The organism is Microcoleus sp. C2D2 (assembly GCF_036702495.1).
Classification (GTDB): Bacteria; Cyanobacteriota; Cyanobacteriia; order Cyanobacteriales; family Microcoleaceae; genus Microcoleus.
Map to the genome: position 1 here is coordinate 16,048 of NZ_JAUBTO010000093.1, position 16,200 is coordinate 32,247.

15 protein-coding genes, 1 tRNA gene and 3 pseudogenes are annotated in these 16,200 nt (G+C 44.0%); 15 read left to right on the top strand and 4 right to left on the bottom strand.

Annotation, left to right across the window (positions count from 1 at the left end):
• Nucleotides 1-540 precede the first annotated feature (540 nt).
• Entirely contained in the window at nt 541-687 is a 147-nt protein-coding gene (locus QUB61_RS25250; RefSeq protein WP_333132883.1) for a hypothetical protein, read from the top strand.
• Nucleotides 688-932: 245 nt separating this feature from the next.
• Here QUB61_RS25250 and QUB61_RS25255 read toward each other — a convergent pair whose 3' ends face one another.
• A complete protein-coding gene (locus QUB61_RS25255) occupies nt 933-1,625 on the bottom strand; it encodes a GDSL-type esterase/lipase family protein (RefSeq protein WP_333132882.1) in 693 nt (230 codons plus the stop codon).
• Nucleotides 1,626-1,705: 80 nt separating this feature from the next.
• On the opposite strand from QUB61_RS25255, the gene QUB61_RS25260 reads away from it, so the two are divergent.
• The 14 genes and pseudogenes from QUB61_RS25260 (at nt 1,706) to QUB61_RS25320 (ending at nt 14,789) form a co-directional block, all read left to right on the top strand.
• Entirely contained in the window at nt 1,706-1,939 is a 234-nt protein-coding gene (locus QUB61_RS25260) for a DNA-directed RNA polymerase subunit omega (RefSeq protein WP_293175087.1), read from the top strand.
• A gap of 357 nt (nt 1,940-2,296) precedes the next feature.
• Nucleotides 2,297-2,962: a hypothetical protein gene (locus QUB61_RS25265; protein WP_333132881.1), complete on the top strand. Its 666-nt coding sequence runs from the start codon at nt 2,297-2,299 to the stop codon at nt 2,960-2,962.
• A 141-nt stretch (nt 2,963-3,103) separates the two neighbouring features.
• Entirely contained in the window at nt 3,104-3,472 is a 369-nt protein-coding gene (locus QUB61_RS25270; protein WP_333132880.1) for a DUF1818 family protein, read from the top strand.
• A gap of 37 nt (nt 3,473-3,509) precedes the next feature.
• Nucleotides 3,510-3,583 (top strand) — tRNA-Pro (locus QUB61_RS25275).
• Nucleotides 3,584-3,716: 133 nt separating this feature from the next.
• A pseudogene (locus QUB61_RS40050) lies at nt 3,717-3,905 on the top strand (Arm DNA-binding domain-containing protein); the annotation flags it as partial.
• A gap of 198 nt (nt 3,906-4,103) precedes the next feature.
• Nucleotides 4,104-4,586: pseudogene (locus tag QUB61_RS40055) on the top strand (IS1 family transposase); the annotation flags it as partial.
• Nucleotides 4,587-5,052: 466 nt separating this feature from the next.
• Nucleotides 5,053-5,313 carry a PqqD family protein gene (locus tag QUB61_RS25285; protein ID WP_333132879.1) on the top strand — a complete coding sequence of 87 codons (261 nt, stop codon included), beginning with the start codon at nt 5,053-5,055 and terminating at the stop codon, nt 5,311-5,313.
• A gap of 12 nt (nt 5,314-5,325) precedes the next feature.
• Nucleotides 5,326-5,796 (top strand): lasso peptide biosynthesis B2 protein, encoded by a 471-nt coding sequence (locus tag QUB61_RS25290; RefSeq protein ID WP_333132878.1) that lies wholly within the window; start codon nt 5,326-5,328, stop codon nt 5,794-5,796.
• A 55-nt stretch (nt 5,797-5,851) separates the two neighbouring features.
• Entirely contained in the window at nt 5,852-6,610 is a 759-nt protein-coding gene (locus tag QUB61_RS25295; protein ID WP_333132877.1) for an NHLP leader peptide family RiPP precursor, read from the top strand.
• Between the two features lie 202 nt (nt 6,611-6,812).
• The gene (locus QUB61_RS25300) at nt 6,813-10,079 is read left to right on the top strand and encodes a type 2 lanthipeptide synthetase LanM family protein (RefSeq protein ID WP_333132876.1); all 3,267 of its coding nucleotides are present in this window, start codon (nt 6,813-6,815) and stop codon (nt 10,077-10,079) included.
• Between the two features lie 3 nt (nt 10,080-10,082).
• Entirely contained in the window at nt 10,083-11,903 is a 1,821-nt protein-coding gene (locus QUB61_RS25305; RefSeq protein WP_333132875.1) for an ABC transporter ATP-binding protein, read from the top strand.
• A gap of 7 nt (nt 11,904-11,910) precedes the next feature.
• Entirely contained in the window at nt 11,911-13,149 is a 1,239-nt protein-coding gene (locus QUB61_RS25310; protein WP_333190169.1) for a nucleotidyltransferase family protein, read from the top strand.
• Nucleotides 13,150-13,340: 191 nt separating this feature from the next.
• Nucleotides 13,341-13,610 carry a hypothetical protein gene (locus QUB61_RS25315; RefSeq protein WP_333132873.1) on the top strand — a complete coding sequence of 90 codons (270 nt, stop codon included), beginning with the start codon at nt 13,341-13,343 and terminating at the stop codon, nt 13,608-13,610.
• A gap of 442 nt (nt 13,611-14,052) precedes the next feature.
• Nucleotides 14,053-14,789, top strand: a pseudogene (locus QUB61_RS25320) (IS1 family transposase).
• Between the two features lie 132 nt (nt 14,790-14,921).
• Here QUB61_RS25320 and QUB61_RS25325 read toward each other — a convergent pair.
• The 3 genes from QUB61_RS25325 to QUB61_RS25335 all read right to left on the bottom strand — a co-directional run.
• Nucleotides 14,922-15,410, bottom strand: a complete 489-nt coding sequence (locus tag QUB61_RS25325) for a PEP-CTERM sorting domain-containing protein (protein WP_333132872.1) — start codon at nt 15,408-15,410, stop codon at nt 14,922-14,924.
• A gap of 65 nt (nt 15,411-15,475) precedes the next feature.
• Nucleotides 15,476-15,664, bottom strand: a complete 189-nt coding sequence (locus QUB61_RS25330; RefSeq protein WP_333132871.1) for a hypothetical protein — start codon at nt 15,662-15,664, stop codon at nt 15,476-15,478.
• A gap of 333 nt (nt 15,665-15,997) precedes the next feature.
• The coding region (locus QUB61_RS25335; RefSeq protein ID WP_333132870.1) for a hypothetical protein at nt 15,998-16,200 on the bottom strand (203 nt) is incomplete at its 5' end.

A 16,200-nucleotide genomic window follows, 5' to 3' on the forward strand; every position in this document is an offset into this window, starting at 1 on the left:
TATCATAAGCTCTTTGTCCTTGACTGGAGTGTAGACGGAACTTCCCCCGCCTGCGCGCTATCGTTCCGGTTCCAATTAATACGGGTGAGACTTTCCCGTTTTTGGAAAATCTTTTACATGACTATAAGTCCTGGAAACCCTTATGTAGCTGGGTTTTTGCTTAATTCCACTATCTCACAAGAGGTAGTAGGCAAAGACTAAGAAAATCTTCAATACATGACTGCAGATGTCTAACGCTCAAATCGCCCAAACCTATATCCAAAAAAAAATACAGCCAACGGAACGGCCCCAAACGGGGGAAGTTCTGTTTAATATCGTTTCCGGTTGTATGGGCACGATCGAGTCAAGGTCAATAATTCCACATTCCCCCACGGACGACTCCCGACTCCCGACTCCCGACTCCCGACTCCCGACTCCCATCATGAAGAATATCCTGATTTGACTAAGTTTTTTGATAAGCTTAAGGGAAAGTCAGCCTTTTTATCAAAAGAATAAGTGCAATAAATATGGCAGGAGTCAGGCTCTAATATTTTAGCAAATTTGGATTTTGAACAAATTGTTTCGTTTTTGGACAAAATAGGCATTATTGAGTGGCGAGAAAAAGAACAACGCTATAAATTTGCCGATCTATATGTGCATGGTTTTGAGATGGATCGCAAAGGCACATTAGAAAAATGTATCAAATAATGCAGCAGTAAAAAATATAGGAATTATACTTGAACTTTATTAAGTCATGATTAAGTGCAACTTCATAGAGGACAATAGTCCGGACAGTTTTTAGTTCGTAGTCTGAAACCCTAGATTTGACCTTGGTAGCGAACTTGCCTTGGAGCCTTGAAACCCTTATATACGGTTCTTTATCAAAAACTGTCCGAAGTATTGAGAGAAATGGTATGACTAATGACTGCTAACAAATGACCAATGACAACTGACTAATGACTAATACTTGCGATCGGTTCCCAACTTGTCGCCTCTTCAAATAAAGATTGATACCCTGCTACATTCGGATGCAGGCCATCTGCAATCAGGCGCGATCGCCACCAATCACTGCCCCGATCGAGCCATTTATCAAAAATATCTAAATAGGGAATTCCCCGCAACTCACAAGCTAATTTCGTTGCCTCTTTATACCGATATTGGTCAGCATGACTGTAATACAAACAATCTTGAAAAGGCATTTTACTTTCATCCACCGGCACCATCCCGACAAATATCACCGGGCAAAGTTGTTGGGACAGGTTTAACAAATTATCCAAAACAGTTTTAAAATGTTCAAAATCAGTGTAGCTGCGCCCGGTAGGCGACTGCACTCTCGCCGAATCGTTGAGGCCTACGGAAAGAATAATCGCATCCGGGACGCGGTTTCTGAGCTCGCCACGCTGGCGAAACTCGTTTTCCAGGCGCTGGGCGACTTGATAGGTGCGATCGCCCCGAACGCCCAAATTGTATAAAACGTGTCCTGCACTCTCCGGTAACATCCACTGGCGCCGCAATCTTTCCACCCAGCCACCGCCTACACCGTCGCCGAAACCATAGATTAAGCTGTCGCCAAAAGCAACCAATTTGAGGGGATGAGAAGTTACCCGATGCAAGTTACCAAAGGAATAGGCTGTTGCTGCCTGCATAAGCAATGATACTCAGTTAATAAATTATGAATCTTGACATACTAAACTAGAATGTAACATTACATAAAGTAGGTAGTCTCATGGTTAAGCGTCCAACCTTCGATTCAACTCAGCTAACCCGTCGCGCGGAAGAGTTGATCGGTGCTGCATCCAACCGCTATCGGATTACGGTACAGGTGGCGAACCGCGCCAAACGCCGCCGCTATGAAGATTTTGACAATATGGACGACCATCAAATGATGAAACCTGTAATGCGGGCGATTTTTGAGATGTCGGACGAACTGACTCAGCCGGAAATTATCGGAGATATCTAGGCTTCGGGAGTTTTGAGTTTTGAGTGGTGAATTGCCCGAATTTTTTGTCAACTCAAAACTCAAAACTTTGTCAAACTAGACTGGTACGCCTAGGCTGTCGCGCATATAAATTGTATATTCAGGGCGGGCGGGACGCCCACCCCACAAGACTTTGATTTTTTTTTGACATACAATTTAAATGCCGCAACAGCTTAGGCGAAAAACCCGGTTGGTTTTATATACGCAAGCTAAGGTCCCGCTCGTACTACTAAAAAACGCTTTTTACAAAATCGGGATGCTCCGAACCTGGTTTATTTTCCTAAGTCCTAAAATTAGAAACTAGGACTCTGCTGGCGGGTAAGATTATGAAATTATTATATGTCTGAAATTGTCAAAACCGTGAATAAATTAAAGCTGGGCTTAAGTTTTCTGTTTGTTACTTTGAGTGTGGCAATTTTCACGCTTTTGAGTTGGGTATTGGAATCGGGCGAACTGAGTCTGTCGGCTTTGGAACCTTCGCTGCTGCGGAGTTCTGAGTCGGCGTCGGTGCAGCGGGTGGCTCAACAATCTGCGCCGTCGCAAGTGAGGGTGCAAGATGCGTGGAAATTTGTGTATGAAAAATTGCCGGATTTCCCGATCGAGAATAACTACATTTCCAAGGAAACAGGAAAAGTCGATCCTACCAATACTTTAATCGGGCGGTTGATTCGATATCACGTATTTGTCAAAGGACGGCCGCCCAATTACCGCTTTGATTGGAAGTTGAGTTTAGCTGACTATTTGGGGGCGACTCCCGATTATTTGGTGGAAAGTGTGTATCCCGGAAACGACGTTTTGCGGTCAAATCCGATGGAACAGGATCGCGCTGCTATTCAAAGTTTAAATAGAGCACAGCGGGATGCTTTGGTTCAAGCTTTGGTTGATGTTTTTACGGAGACTTCCGGGCGCGGGCGCACACCGACGGCGGGGGAAACACAACAGCGATCGAACCCACCGACAATACCTGAACCCCAGCCCGGAGATGCCAAGTTGCTGATACCTTAATACTCAGGGCTGCCGAAACCGGGTTTTTTACGGAAATACTGCATCCGGGCCTTTAACACTGGTAAAAAACCCGGTTTCTTTCGTATTTAGGGGTAATTCCTACTAATCTAAAATCCAAAATCTAAAATCTAAAATCCCTCAATGGTGGAACGTGTAATAAAAACGGGTGTTGGGTGGCGTTTGGGGTGGAACCCCCAGGCCCAGGAGTTTAAGGGTTTGGTGGCTGGCGACGGTTGGGCGATCGAACTCACGGAGGCTGAGTTAAACGATTTTTGCCGATTGTTGGGACAATTGGCGGCCACAATCAGTCAAATGGCCTCTGAGTTAATGGACGAGGAAAAAATCGCCATTGAAGCCGAAAGCGATTTGCTGTGGGTGCAGGTAGAAGGCTATCCCGAAGCTTACAGCGTGCAGTTGATATTGAATTCTGGCCGTCGCGGCGAGGGTTTTTGGTCGGCGGCTGCGGCGCCCGGTTTGGTGCAGGCGGCAAAAGTTTTAAAAGTTTTTTGACTTTTTCGGGAATCCCATGCTAAGCTGTTAAAGCTGTCGGGGCGTAGCGCAGCTTGGTAGCGCACTACTTTGGGGTAGTAGGGGTCGTGGGTTCAAATCCCGCCGCTCCGATAGATGGAATCCTTATACACTAAGGATTCCATTATTTTTGGGAGATTTCAGCACTTGATACAGCTATTGCCACAACACGCCACAAACCGCCATAATCAGACAACAAGTAAGATCGAATTAAGATCCTCAAAACATGGCAAGTGGTAAGGTTGCGATACAAAATCTCGGCAGGCTACGGTTGGCGTGGTCGTGGGGCGGGAAGCAATTTTGGTTGTCGATCGGACTGCCAGACACAAAACCAAACCGGAAAGCTGCGGAAATTAAAGCGCGGACGATCGAACTCGACCTGGCCAGTGGCAACTTTGACCCCTCCCTGACAAAGTACAAGCCCCAGAAACAAGAATCCATTTCTGTTTCTGACCTCTTTGACCAATTTGTCGAGTACAAGCGCCGCAAAATCGAACCGGCTACTCTCGCTAAATATCTTGGATTACAAAAACACGTTTCTGTGTTTTTCAAGAACAAAACCTGTGTTTCTGTTTCTGAAAGTGTTGCTGAGAAATTTCGAGACTGGTTGGGACAAACACAGAAACTTGAACCCGTGACGGTACGGGAATTAGATGTTTATGACCCCGAAGTCATGCCAGAAATCGGTGAGCTTGATGAATTACAGACTTATGTAAAAAAACACAAAATCTGGCTGTGGACAGCCGTTGACCACTTTCGGTCAGGAATTTTAGGATGGGTATTAGGAGATCGTAGTTCCGACGAGACGTTTGAATCGTTGTGGGACAGGGTAAGTGCCTGGAAATGCTATTTTTATGTCACGGATGGATGGCCAGTCTATCCGATGTTTATTCCTGATGAAGATCGCATCATTAGCAAGACTTATATGACACGAGTAGAAGGGGAAAATACGAGGTTGAGACATTATCTGGCAAGACTACATCGCAAGACTCTTTGTTATTCTAGGTGCGCGGAAATGCTCAGGCACTCTATTAAATTATTAATACATTACCTAAAATTTCAGGATGTTCCGGTTCCGGCAGTATTCATACCTTGATTCAGCAACGCCAGGAGTGAAACACGAGCAACAACTGGATGAGCTATGCCAACAGGAACCTCGGAAAAACCCTTAAACCCTATCAGGGATTGAAACTAAACTTACTCCGTAATTTTCATCGATTAAAGAAAAGCTAGCAGGAAAAAACCTAAAACCCAATCAGAGATTGAAACAGAAGCTGCTGAAATAGGGCCCGATAAAGCTCCTTTAGGCCGGAAAAAACCTATACAACTCAAATACAACTCGAAAAGAAATATTTGCAAAACTTCACATAGTAAAGTTTTATAAAGATTGAACGCAATCTGATTTTTTCAGGTTAAGGTCAATATCAAGACAAGGTCAGTGCAACTGCTATTCGAGTATTCGCAGTTGCAATCTGCCTTCATTTCTTGAGCCGATTAATTAGCTTCATACGTCTATAAGACTTAGACTATCGAAGCAAAAAGAGATTAGGGGTGTGGAGTGTATGGTTGAAGTGTATTCAAGCGTAGTAGCCACTAAGAAACAGATTTCCTCCAAGCTGGTTGGAGCGCCCGTCATTCTCGATCGCAAGTCCGGAGTGTACAACGGTCTGAATTCTGTAGGTGCTAGCATCTGGAATTTGGTTCACCAACCCAAGACTGTAAACGAAATTCGGGATACCCTTCTGACCGATTACTTCGTTGATCCATCACGGTGCGATCGCATGGTGTTGCCATTACTCCAGGCAGTGAAATCTAACGGCTAATCGAGGGGAAGCATGAAACGGCTGCGTAAGTTCTTAAGCCTGACACCGAGCGATCGGGTTCTTCTAATCAACGCTCTACTGTTGCTTGGAGCAATCAGATTGGGGCTGAAACTGCTGCCATTTGAGACTTTGCGCCGTTTTTTGGCAAGGATAGCTCAACCAATAAGGACGTTGCAGGAGGCAGAAAAGGCTTCTGTGGACAAAGTTGCTTGGGCGGTGATGGTGGCAAGCCATTACATACCAGGAGCAAGATGTTTGGCTCAGGCTTTGGCGACACAGGTGTTGCTGGAGCGGCGGGGTTATCCAACTCAGCTTCGCATTGGTTTTACCAGAGATAAGGGAGGGCAGATGTCAGCTCATGCTTGGGTGGAAAGTGAGGGGCGAGTTGCGATCGGTGGTACGGGGAATATGGCTCGTTATATTCCGGTGCCAATTCAGGAAATAGAGGGCAATGAGAGTGATAAATGGCGTTTATTGACTTGAATAAACGCACGTCATGAACACAAAAACGAATTTCAACAAAAATTGAGGTAGCAATATGAATAATCAAGACAAAGCTCCCCAAGGCATAACACCTAATCTGCCTTTATGGTCTTATCAACTACAGCAGGGTTCAAAACTGGCTGTGAAGACTAGAAAAGATTTGGAAATTCATTTGATTACTCGTGCTTTGAAGGATGAGGGCTTTAGGCAGGAGTTGGTGGCTAATCCTAAAGCGGTGGTGGAGAAAGAGTTGGGTGTAAAACTTCCAGAAGAGTTAGAGATTAACGTTCTGGAGGAAACTGAAGATACTCTTTATATGGTATTGCCTTGCAATCCTTATGAAGGGATTTCTGAGGAGGAGTTGAAGGCTTCGGTGGGGATGAGTTATGAGGATGTTGCTCGGTGGGTGTTGGAGGAACAGAGGAATGTTTTGTTGGATGAGGAAAGCAGTGTGAAATTAATGGTAAAAGCTTATACAAGTGAGGTTTTTAAGCGAGAATTGATTAGTAATCCGATTAAAGTTATTGAGGAAGAATTAAGAGAGAAGATTAAAGAAATACTTCAAGATAGTGAAATTGAAGTATTTGCAGAAAGTCCTAACAGCATTTTTATAATACTAGCCAAAGTCTTAACAACTTTTGATCTGCCAATCGTTCACCTTAGCAAGCTAAATATGCCAATGGTTGTTGGTTCAGGTACTCCTGGTATGGGAAGTGGTGATGCAGAAGTATGTAATTCAGCTCGTGGTTGTGGAACTAATGGCGATCGTCCTTGTGAAGGATGGGGATCGTTTTGCTGGTTAACCTGGTGGTGATGCAGAAGTATGTAATTCAGTTCGTGGTTGTGGAACTAATGGCGATCGTCCTTGTGAAGGATGGGGATCGTTTTGCTGGTTAACCTGGTTTTAAACTCTAAAATCTCCTTGTGGATTTTCACCTTGGTGCTGCATCCGTAAGGAGAACACCTAATTAAATTTCACAACTAAGATATAAACATAAATTTAGCAAGAGATTAACATGGTTTTTTCTGAAATAGAACTTAAGAAAATCGCCGAGAAAGCTACCACAATTATAGAAAGGCTTAACACTGGTTCTGATCGGGAATATGTACTTGAAAATGATGCTGTATTTGATATTATAGCCGAACAATGGTGTCAAATCACGGGTCAGGGAAACAGGGATAAATTTGAAAAATTTCTGTTTTGGAGCAATCTTGAAATAAGCAAGGTTCATCGTTCTGTTGCTTGTGTATCCGTAAGTGAAGAGCATCCGTTGCCTCCTTGGATAAACACCTTAAATGAATGCTTGTTAGCTTGCTTAGAATCCGAAAAATTAGAATTAGAAAATATCAATAATAATAATACGTTTTTATATGATTCAGAACTGCTACCATCTGAAAAAATTTTTTTGCCATTTATTTATGTAGCTAGAAAAAAGTTGAACGCTTTGGTTGGCTCTGATTATGGACTACTTTCAGAGTCTGCCCATGCAGATGTCGAGAGCAGTCTCGTGAAATGGTTAGTTAGTTTATGTGGACTGTCAATGGAGTTTGAACTGTCAGTTTTCCATCTAAGTAGGCAGACTACTCTAATAAGTCGTTTGAGGAAATCAACAGACATTCGTTATTATTACAAGCACTTTCTCCAAGGAGGGCTACTGAAATTCTTCCAAGAATACCCTGTCTTAGGACGACTCGTAGCAAAGTCTACTGATTTGTGGATTGATGCCACAGGAGAATTCATTTCTCGCTTAGCCTCGGACTTATCTGATATTAAGAGAATTTTCCAGGACGGACGTGAGATAGGAAAAGTCACAGCTATAAAATCCGATATCTCTGATCGGCATCACGGTGGTCGTTCCGTCATGATAGTCAGCTTTGAATCAGGGCTAAAATTGGTTTATAAGCCAAAAGATATAGGTATAGAAAAAGCTTACATAAAATTGCTGGACTGGTTAAATAAGCAAGGCTTACCCTTGCAATTCAAGTTATTTCAAGTACTTGAACGCTCTGGTTATGGCTGGGTTGAATTCATAGAATCTTTACCTTGCAAAGATCCAGAAGAAACGAAACGATACTACCAGCGTTGTGGAATGCTATTGTGCTTGGTGTACGTTTTAGACAGTACAGATTTACACTACGAAAACATTATTGCCTGTGGTGAACATCCCGTATTGGTTGACCTTGAAACGCTTATGCATCCTTGGGTACGAGATGTTGAAAATCCAGAGATGCCTAAAGGAGCTAAATTATTAGCCAATCAGGAACTGTGGCATTCGGTACTGCGTACTGCACTCTTGCCGCAGTGGCAGTTGGGGGAAAAAGGTTACGCTTATGATTTTAGTGGTTTTGGGGGTAACAGTCAAAATAACAAATTCAACCAATTTCAGGAAGGTAAGACTATCAACACAGACATAACAAGGAACAAAAAAGAATCCGGTGCGAACACTCATCCAAAATCCGAAATCCAAAGCTTAAAATCTAACACTACTTCCGTTGATGAACCAATATTAGCTCTGAAAGATTTTCATAAAGAAATTATCAATGGTTTCCAGGAAATGTATCAATTCTTAATGATACATCGCCAAGCTTGCCTAGCTCCAAATAGCCCATTGATGTCATTATCTGGTCAGCCAGTACGTTTTATTTTTCGTAACACTTCAACTTACTCTTCAGTTTTACGATATACGCTTCAGCCAAAATTTTTGCGAGATGGTGCAGAGTGGAGTATTCAATTTGATATTCTCAGTAGGGTCATGCTCTCTTCTGATACAAAACCTTCATGTTGGCCGCTTTTACAAGCAGAAAAACACGCATTAGAGCAAATGGATATTCCATTATTTTCTGCTCGTTCAGATAGTAATAATTTAACAGGATATCCCAATTTTAATGTTGAAAATTATTTTGCAGAACCCTGCTTTAATCGCGTTATTTCCCGTATAAACCAACTTAATGAGCATGATTTAGAGCAACAAACATCATTTATTCGGGGAGCATTATATGCACGTACTACAGAAAATGCTCATAATTTATCACTGTCGGATAACCCAAGTTCGATTTTTACTTCAGCGTTCCCTTTAACTCAGAAAGAATATGTAAACCAAGCAGTTGATTTAGCAACAGAACTTGCTAAAAAAGCAATTAGTTCAAATGATGGTAGCATTACATGGCTTGCCCCTCAATACCTCAAAGAGGTACAAAAGTTTCAGCTTCAACCGATGGGGTATAACCTGTATGATGGTAGTTGCGGTCTCGCTGTATTTTTGGCAGCATTGGAAAAAGTCTCCACAGGTGCTGGCTTTAGAAACCTTACTTTAGGAGCTTTGCAACCTCTGCTCCAAAATATGGGAGCAAATGGATCTGTTTATATCTCCGAAGCGGGTATTGGTGGAGGCATGGGGAGTAGTGCTGTTATTTATTCTTTGGTTCACGCTAGTGAATTTCTTAGTCAAGCAGCACTCCTAGAGAATGCTAAACAAATTGCATCATTGATTACCCCTGCTCTAATTGTGACTGATAACAATTTCGATATTATTTTTGGTGCGGCTGGAGCCATTCTAGGATTATTAGCCTTATACAATACCGCTCCTGATCCAGAAGTTTTAAATAGGGCGATCGCCTGCGGAAATCATTTATTAAACAACCGTGTAGTTAGTGATTCAGGCTACAGAACTTGGGCAACTTTAGATGGGAAATCACTAACTGGATTTTCTCACGGAGCAGCAGGAATCGCCTACGCTTTACTACGTTTATATAAAGCCAGTGGAGAAACCGCCTTTCTAGAAGCCGCAGAAGAAGCGATTGCCTACGAACGCAGCGTCTTCATCCCAGAACAAGGAAATTGGCCAGACTTTAGACAATCATTCCCCGAAGAAAAGCCTCTTTGTATGTGTTCCTGGTGTCATGGCGCTCCTGGAATTGGTTTAGCAAGACTTGGTGGACTAGATATTTTAGATACTCCTGAAATTCGCCAAGATATTGAAGCAGCTATCAACACCACCAAGCAACAAAAGCTAACGAGCATAGACCATCTCTGCTGTGGAAATATGGGTCGAGTTGAATTCCTATTAACCGCATCGCGAAAACTATCTCGTCCTGAGTTGCTAGAAGATGCTATGCAAATTGCCTCACAAGTCGTAGCTCGTGCGAAACAAAAAGGACATTTTGGTTATGGACCTATCCTGACTTTTCATCCTGGTTTCTTCCAAGGTGCATCAGGTATTGGCTACGAATTGCTGAGACTAGCTTATCCCGACCAACTGCCATCAGTACTACTTTGGGAGTAACCCTTGACCCCCTCTCCACCAAAATTAAGACACAAAATCCAGCAAGCCCTACGCCTAGGACTAGCGTTAAAGCTAGTTTGGCAAAGCAGTCCTATCTGCACGAGTACTCGCTTAGCACTCCTAATCGCCCAGAGCATACTACCATTACTCTCACTCTACCTAATGAAGGTTATCATCGATGCGGTAACCACAGGCATCGCAACTCCTGATAAAGGAACAAGCTTCAAACAAATCGCCTTACTCATCGGACTCACAGGAATAGTCGCCCTAGCTAATAACGTGTGCAGTTCAATTGCAGAACTTGTCACCACAGCCCAAACTCAGCTTGTCACCGACTATATGTATGGGATTGTTCATGCCAAGGCGATTGAAGTCGATTTGGAATTTTACGAAAACTCCCAATACCAAGACACCCTACAACGCGCCCAACAACAAGCCTACTTCCGGCCCTCCAGTATTCTAAACAACCTGTTGCAAGTGGGTCAGAATGGAATCTCTCTGATTGGAATTACTGGTTTACTATTCTGGTTCGATTGGACTCTAGCAGCAATTCTGTTTATCGCCACCGTCCCCGGTGTCTTCGTGCGTTTGAAATATGCAGGAGAGATGTATCGCTGGCAACGTCAACGAACATCCACAGAACGAAAATCCCAATACCTTCATTGGATGCTCACCCATAGCCTATACGCCAAGGAAATTCGGTTATTTAACTTAGGTATTCTGTTCAGCCGTCGCTTTCGCCAACTACGCCAGCAACTCTATCGAGAAAGCCTGCAAATCGCCACTAAACGCTCTCTCGAGTCATTAGTCACCCAAGTCAGTGCTACCCTAGCCGTCTATGGTTCCTATGCCTTCATCGCTTACCAAACCCTTCAAGGCACTTTTACTGTAGGGACTCTGGTCATGTATTACCAGGCGTTTCAGCGCGGACAAGATGCTCTTAGGGGAGTGTTAAACAGTCTAGCGGGTCTTTACGAAGACAATTTGTTTCTCTTCAATCTCCAGGAATTCCTCGAATCCAAACCCAAAGTCATCGAACCGTCTCATCCCAAACCCATTCCCAAACTCAAGCAAAAAGGCATTCAATTTCATCACGTTAGCTTTCAATACCCCAGCAGTAACCGCCCAGGACTTGAAGATATCTCCCTAACCATTCAACCCGGTGAAGTCGTGGCATTAGTCGGTGAAAACGGTGCAGGTAAAACCACCCTCATCAAACTCTTGTGCCGATTATACGATCCCACAGCAGGAACGATTACCTTTGAAGGCGTTGACCTAAAAGACTTAGCCACCGCCGACCTCCGCCGACAAATTAGCATTGTCTTCCAAGACTATGCCAAATACTACCTCACGGCCAATGAAAACATTTGGTTAGGGAACATTGACTTACCCCCCAATGATGAACACATTGAAAAAGCTGCTCGAAAAGCCGGGGCAGATGATGTAATTAAAAGCTTACCCAAAGGCTACGAAACTTTACTAGGTAATTGGTTTGAAGACGGTGAAGAACTCAGCATTGGTCAATGGCAGAAAATCGCCCTAGCTAGAGCCTTTCTACGTGATGCTCAGATTATTGTCCTTGACGAACCCACCAGTGCCCTAGACCCGAAAGCTGAAGCCCAGGTGTTTGAAAAATTCCGCCAACTGCTCCAAGGTCAATCTGCCATCCTCATCTCTCACCGCTTATCCACTATCAAAATGGCTGACCGCATCTATCTTTTGGAGCATGGAACAATTACCGAAAGCGGAACTCACCAAGAACTGATGCAACTAGGCGGCACCTATGCCCACTTATTTGAAACCCAAGCCCAACATTACAGGTGAAAACTTGATGACAACCTTACTCTCCCTATCCACTAATGCACCGACAGCGGCTACTCGATCGGAAGTTGAACTACTTTTTTGCTGTGCCCGAACCCACATAGACTCCGAAATAGCTGAGCGAATTAGAACTCTGCTCCAGCAAGACATCGACTGGGCGTATTTAATCCAGACCGCAGCTCAACATGGGATAACACCGCTCTTGTACCAGAGCCTCAACACCACCTGTCCAGAAGCCGTTCCCAAGGCTAACCTAGCTCAGCTACGGAACTATTTCCACACCAACGCCCAGCGCAACCTATTCCTGACCAAGGAACTGCTCAAGCTTCTGAACCTATTCGAGAGCCACTCTATCCCCGCCATCCCCTTCAAAGGTCCTGCCCTCGCCGTTTCCGCCTACGGGAACCTGTCGTTGCGTCTGATTAGTGACCTGGATATTTTAGTTCCAGAGCGGGACTATCACAGAGCCAAAGAACTACTCTTCAACCAGGGTCATCGCATGTTAAATGACAGCGAACATGAAGCGCTTTGCTTCCAAGCTCAACTGTGGCATGAGGAAAAAAAGGTCAGCGTAGACCTCCACTACAGAATCCCACCGAAGCACCTCCAGCTCAACTCAGAAATATTCCTCGAAAACCTTCAGCCGTTATCTTGTGCTGGCACAAGAATACAAACCTTTTCACCGGAAACTCATCTGTTGATATTTTGTGTAGAGGGAGAGAAGGAAAGTTGGCATCGGCTCAGCCGACTCTGTGACGTGGCAGCCCTGATTAGCTCCCACCCGCAGATGAATTGGGAGTCCCTAACAGAGCAGGCTAGGAGGTTGAAAGTTGAGCGAATCCTCGACTTTGGCTTGGTGCTGGCTAACACCCTATTGAAAGCTCCCGTTCCAGCTTCTGTTCTGCCAAGCGTAAAGCAAGTTTCCCTAATCAAGTGGCTTGCCACCCAGTTGGGCAGACATCCTTTCTCCTCGCCAGACTCTCAACGTCACCCTTTCTATCTCTGGACAACCGCCCTCTACTACTTATACGTAAGCAAAGGACAGTTGCATAGATTTTTCTACGTTTTCTACTGGCTAAATCCAATCTACTGGATAACTCCAAACGCATTAGACAAGGCGTTTCTTCCACTACCCCGCCCCCTGCACTTTCTTTACTACCTAATCCGGCCAATCCGATTAGTTGGTAAATATGGACTCGCCCCGTTTCAAGCTCTTTTCAAACGGTTGTACCAGGAGGCTAGTCAATGAAAACTCTTGTTGCTTTCCTCATCTTCAACCGACCCGATACGACAGAAAAAGTTTTTCAAGCGATTCGCCAAGCCCCGCCTCCCCAGCTCTTGGTCGTGGCTGACAAACCTCGCCCATACCAGCCAGAGGATGTTAGGGACTGCGCGGCAGCTCGGTCTATCATTGAGTAGGTTGACTGGGATTGCCAAGTCATGAAAAATTATGCTGATGTCAACCTAGGCTGCGGACGACGCATAGCCAGTGGATTAGACTGGGTTTTTGACACAGTTGATAGAGCGATCGTCCTTGAGGATGACTGCTTGCCCCACCCTAGTTTCTTCAGATACTGCGAGGAGTTATTGGAGAAATATCAGGATGACGATCGCATCATCACCATCCTAGGAACTACTGGGTTAGGAAGATGGAAGCCAGATAGTCAGAGCTATCACTTCTCTTATTGGCCCAGCCCAGTTTGGGGATGAGCTTCCTGGTCACGGGCTTGGCGCTATTATGACCACAACATTAAAGCGTGGGCTCTTCCAGCAGTAAAGCGGAAAATTCGGGCATTTATGCCAGAAGATGCTCTTTTTATGGGAATGGTGTGGCGATTTGAACAAGTCCACCTCAAAAATAGTATAACCAATTTCCCATCTACAACTTGGAACTGATACTGCTAGGTCAGGATATACCTATATCTCGATCGAGTCGTAGCGGTTTCAAGTCAGAGATGGGGAAATTAAGTATCCCCATCTAACTCATCCTGCTGCCAAATGGCGAAAAGGCAACAAAAGGGAAATGTGCAGACATACGTAGAGTGGCAACCTATCCTGCATTACTGTTTAAGATATGGGTGTTGCTGAATTAGGGTATGATAAATTTATAGTGCGAGCGCCAAAAAATAACACTTCAAAAAACGCAGAGCTTATGCAATGTCCTGAATGTCAATCAACTCATGTTAATAAAAATGGTCACAAAAAAGGTAAACAGAATTATATTTGTGTCGGTTGTGGCCGACAATTTATAGATTGCTATCAACCTCATAAAGGTTATTCGGAAGAAGTTAAACGTGAATGTCTCAAAATGTCGGTCAATGGTCGGGGTTTTCGAGCAATTGAGAGGATTTGCATGAGTACACCACACCAGCATTATAAATTGGGTATAGCTTGTAGGGGAATTGCTCCCTGATGCTTACGAACCAGACACAATTCCCCTGGTGGGAGAACTTGATGAACTAGAAACATTTGTTCGCCTTTAAAAAATAAAATTTGGCGACCGACGGCAGTAAATCACTTTCAGCCAGGGATTTTAGGGTGGGTATTGGGAACTCATAGTGCTATAACTTTTCGGCCACTATGGGCGTTAGTTGGCAATTGGAAATGTTACTTTTATATCACAGATGGATGGCCAGTTTACCCTATGTTTATGACCGAGGGAGATCAAATTATCTGTAAAACTTACATGACCAGGGTAGAGGGCGAGAATACGCGACTACGACATTACGCAAGCCCGACTTCATCGCAAGACACATGGCGTATTCTAAGTCGGTGGAAATGCTTAAACATTCAATCAGGTTAGTAATTCATTATCTTAAGTTTTGGGATGTTCCGGTTCCCTATCCATCCTATGATTTCAATCGCCCTCAAACGAGGCAAATCGGGTAACCAAAACATCCCTTGACCGCACCAATCATACCTCAATTCAGCAACGCCAAGATATGATTTGAGCCGTCTGACGGGTATAGGGGGCGTTTTGAGGTTGATTTGTTGCCAGCGTAAATGGTGTCAAATGATAGCTTAACTTTGTGGCGTTGTTTTATTGTTCTGACTTGAATTCTTTCGTTTCAGCCATCCTCCTAAGCTTAGGGCTAGAGCTGAACCAAAGATTGTGGTCGGTTCAGGTACAGGCTCAGCAACGTCAGGGGTTATATCAGCGGTTATAATTGTCAGACGAGCCTCCTGATTAAGAGTGAGATAGGCTTCCTCGTTATCGTTGCGAAAGCTAAACCCAGCAAAAGTATCGTTATTTTTTATTCTCTGAGTAATAAATGGAAGTACATTAAAGGAAAAAATTGGCGATGGGTTTATTGTCGAATTCATATTTATGACACTATACAAAAATCTTCCATCTAAATATTCTCCAGCTCCAAAATCTGATACATCGCCTTGCCCGTTTCCTATATACCCGTAGGCGTCCAACCGAGAAAAACGCTCATACGACGAAATAGAATTAGCCTTAACCCCAAAAATAGCACTGCTAATAGCTGTATTAGGAGCAAGAAACAAATTGGCAAGATTAAACTCGTAGAAAGCTCTATATTCGTGTCTATATCCTTCACCCTTTATTATTCCTACAGGAAGAGATTCACTACCAAAAATAAGTCTCCCAGCCCGTCCTGATCCTTCGTATCTCCGACGGTATAACTGGTAGTGGGTGTCAAGGTAAATACAGCTGCTTTAGCTTCTTTGTTTGCTACCCAGGCCAAACCTAAAGCGGTGCAAACAGAGGCAAATGCGAGTTTGTGGTACAGATTGTTCATAACAACTAAATTTCCTTTTATAGTAAACAACTTGACTGGAAAGCTCGCTCAGTAATCAAACTACCTAAATACTAGCTAGCTTACTTTAAAAACGCTAGTTCTTTATAAAGTTCATTAAATCTTCACAATAAAGTTACCTGCATAAATGCTGTAGAGACCAGATAGCGTGAGCCATTATCAAAACAGAACCCCCGCGACCATCGCCTCAAACCGAATCATCCATCCATCCGCAAGCCGAACAATCCCAATGAACAGGCGGCGTTTCATATTGGGGATAAGTCATTTCACACAGGGGACATCGGCCGGTAAACAAGGGGTGGGTATCCAGCAGCTCTAACTGTTGCAAGGCGTGTCCACCGCTGCCGGGCGTTGCAGGATAAGTTCGCCGTTGTAGTAGCTTGCACCCTCGGGTTCCCAGAGTTCATCGGGTTCGGCATTAGGGTTTTCTTGAAAGTCGGGGCTAGAGCGCCAGTCCAGTAAAAGAGCTTGACAAAAAGCAGGAAGTATGTTGTACAAAAAACTCACGGTGAGGCACT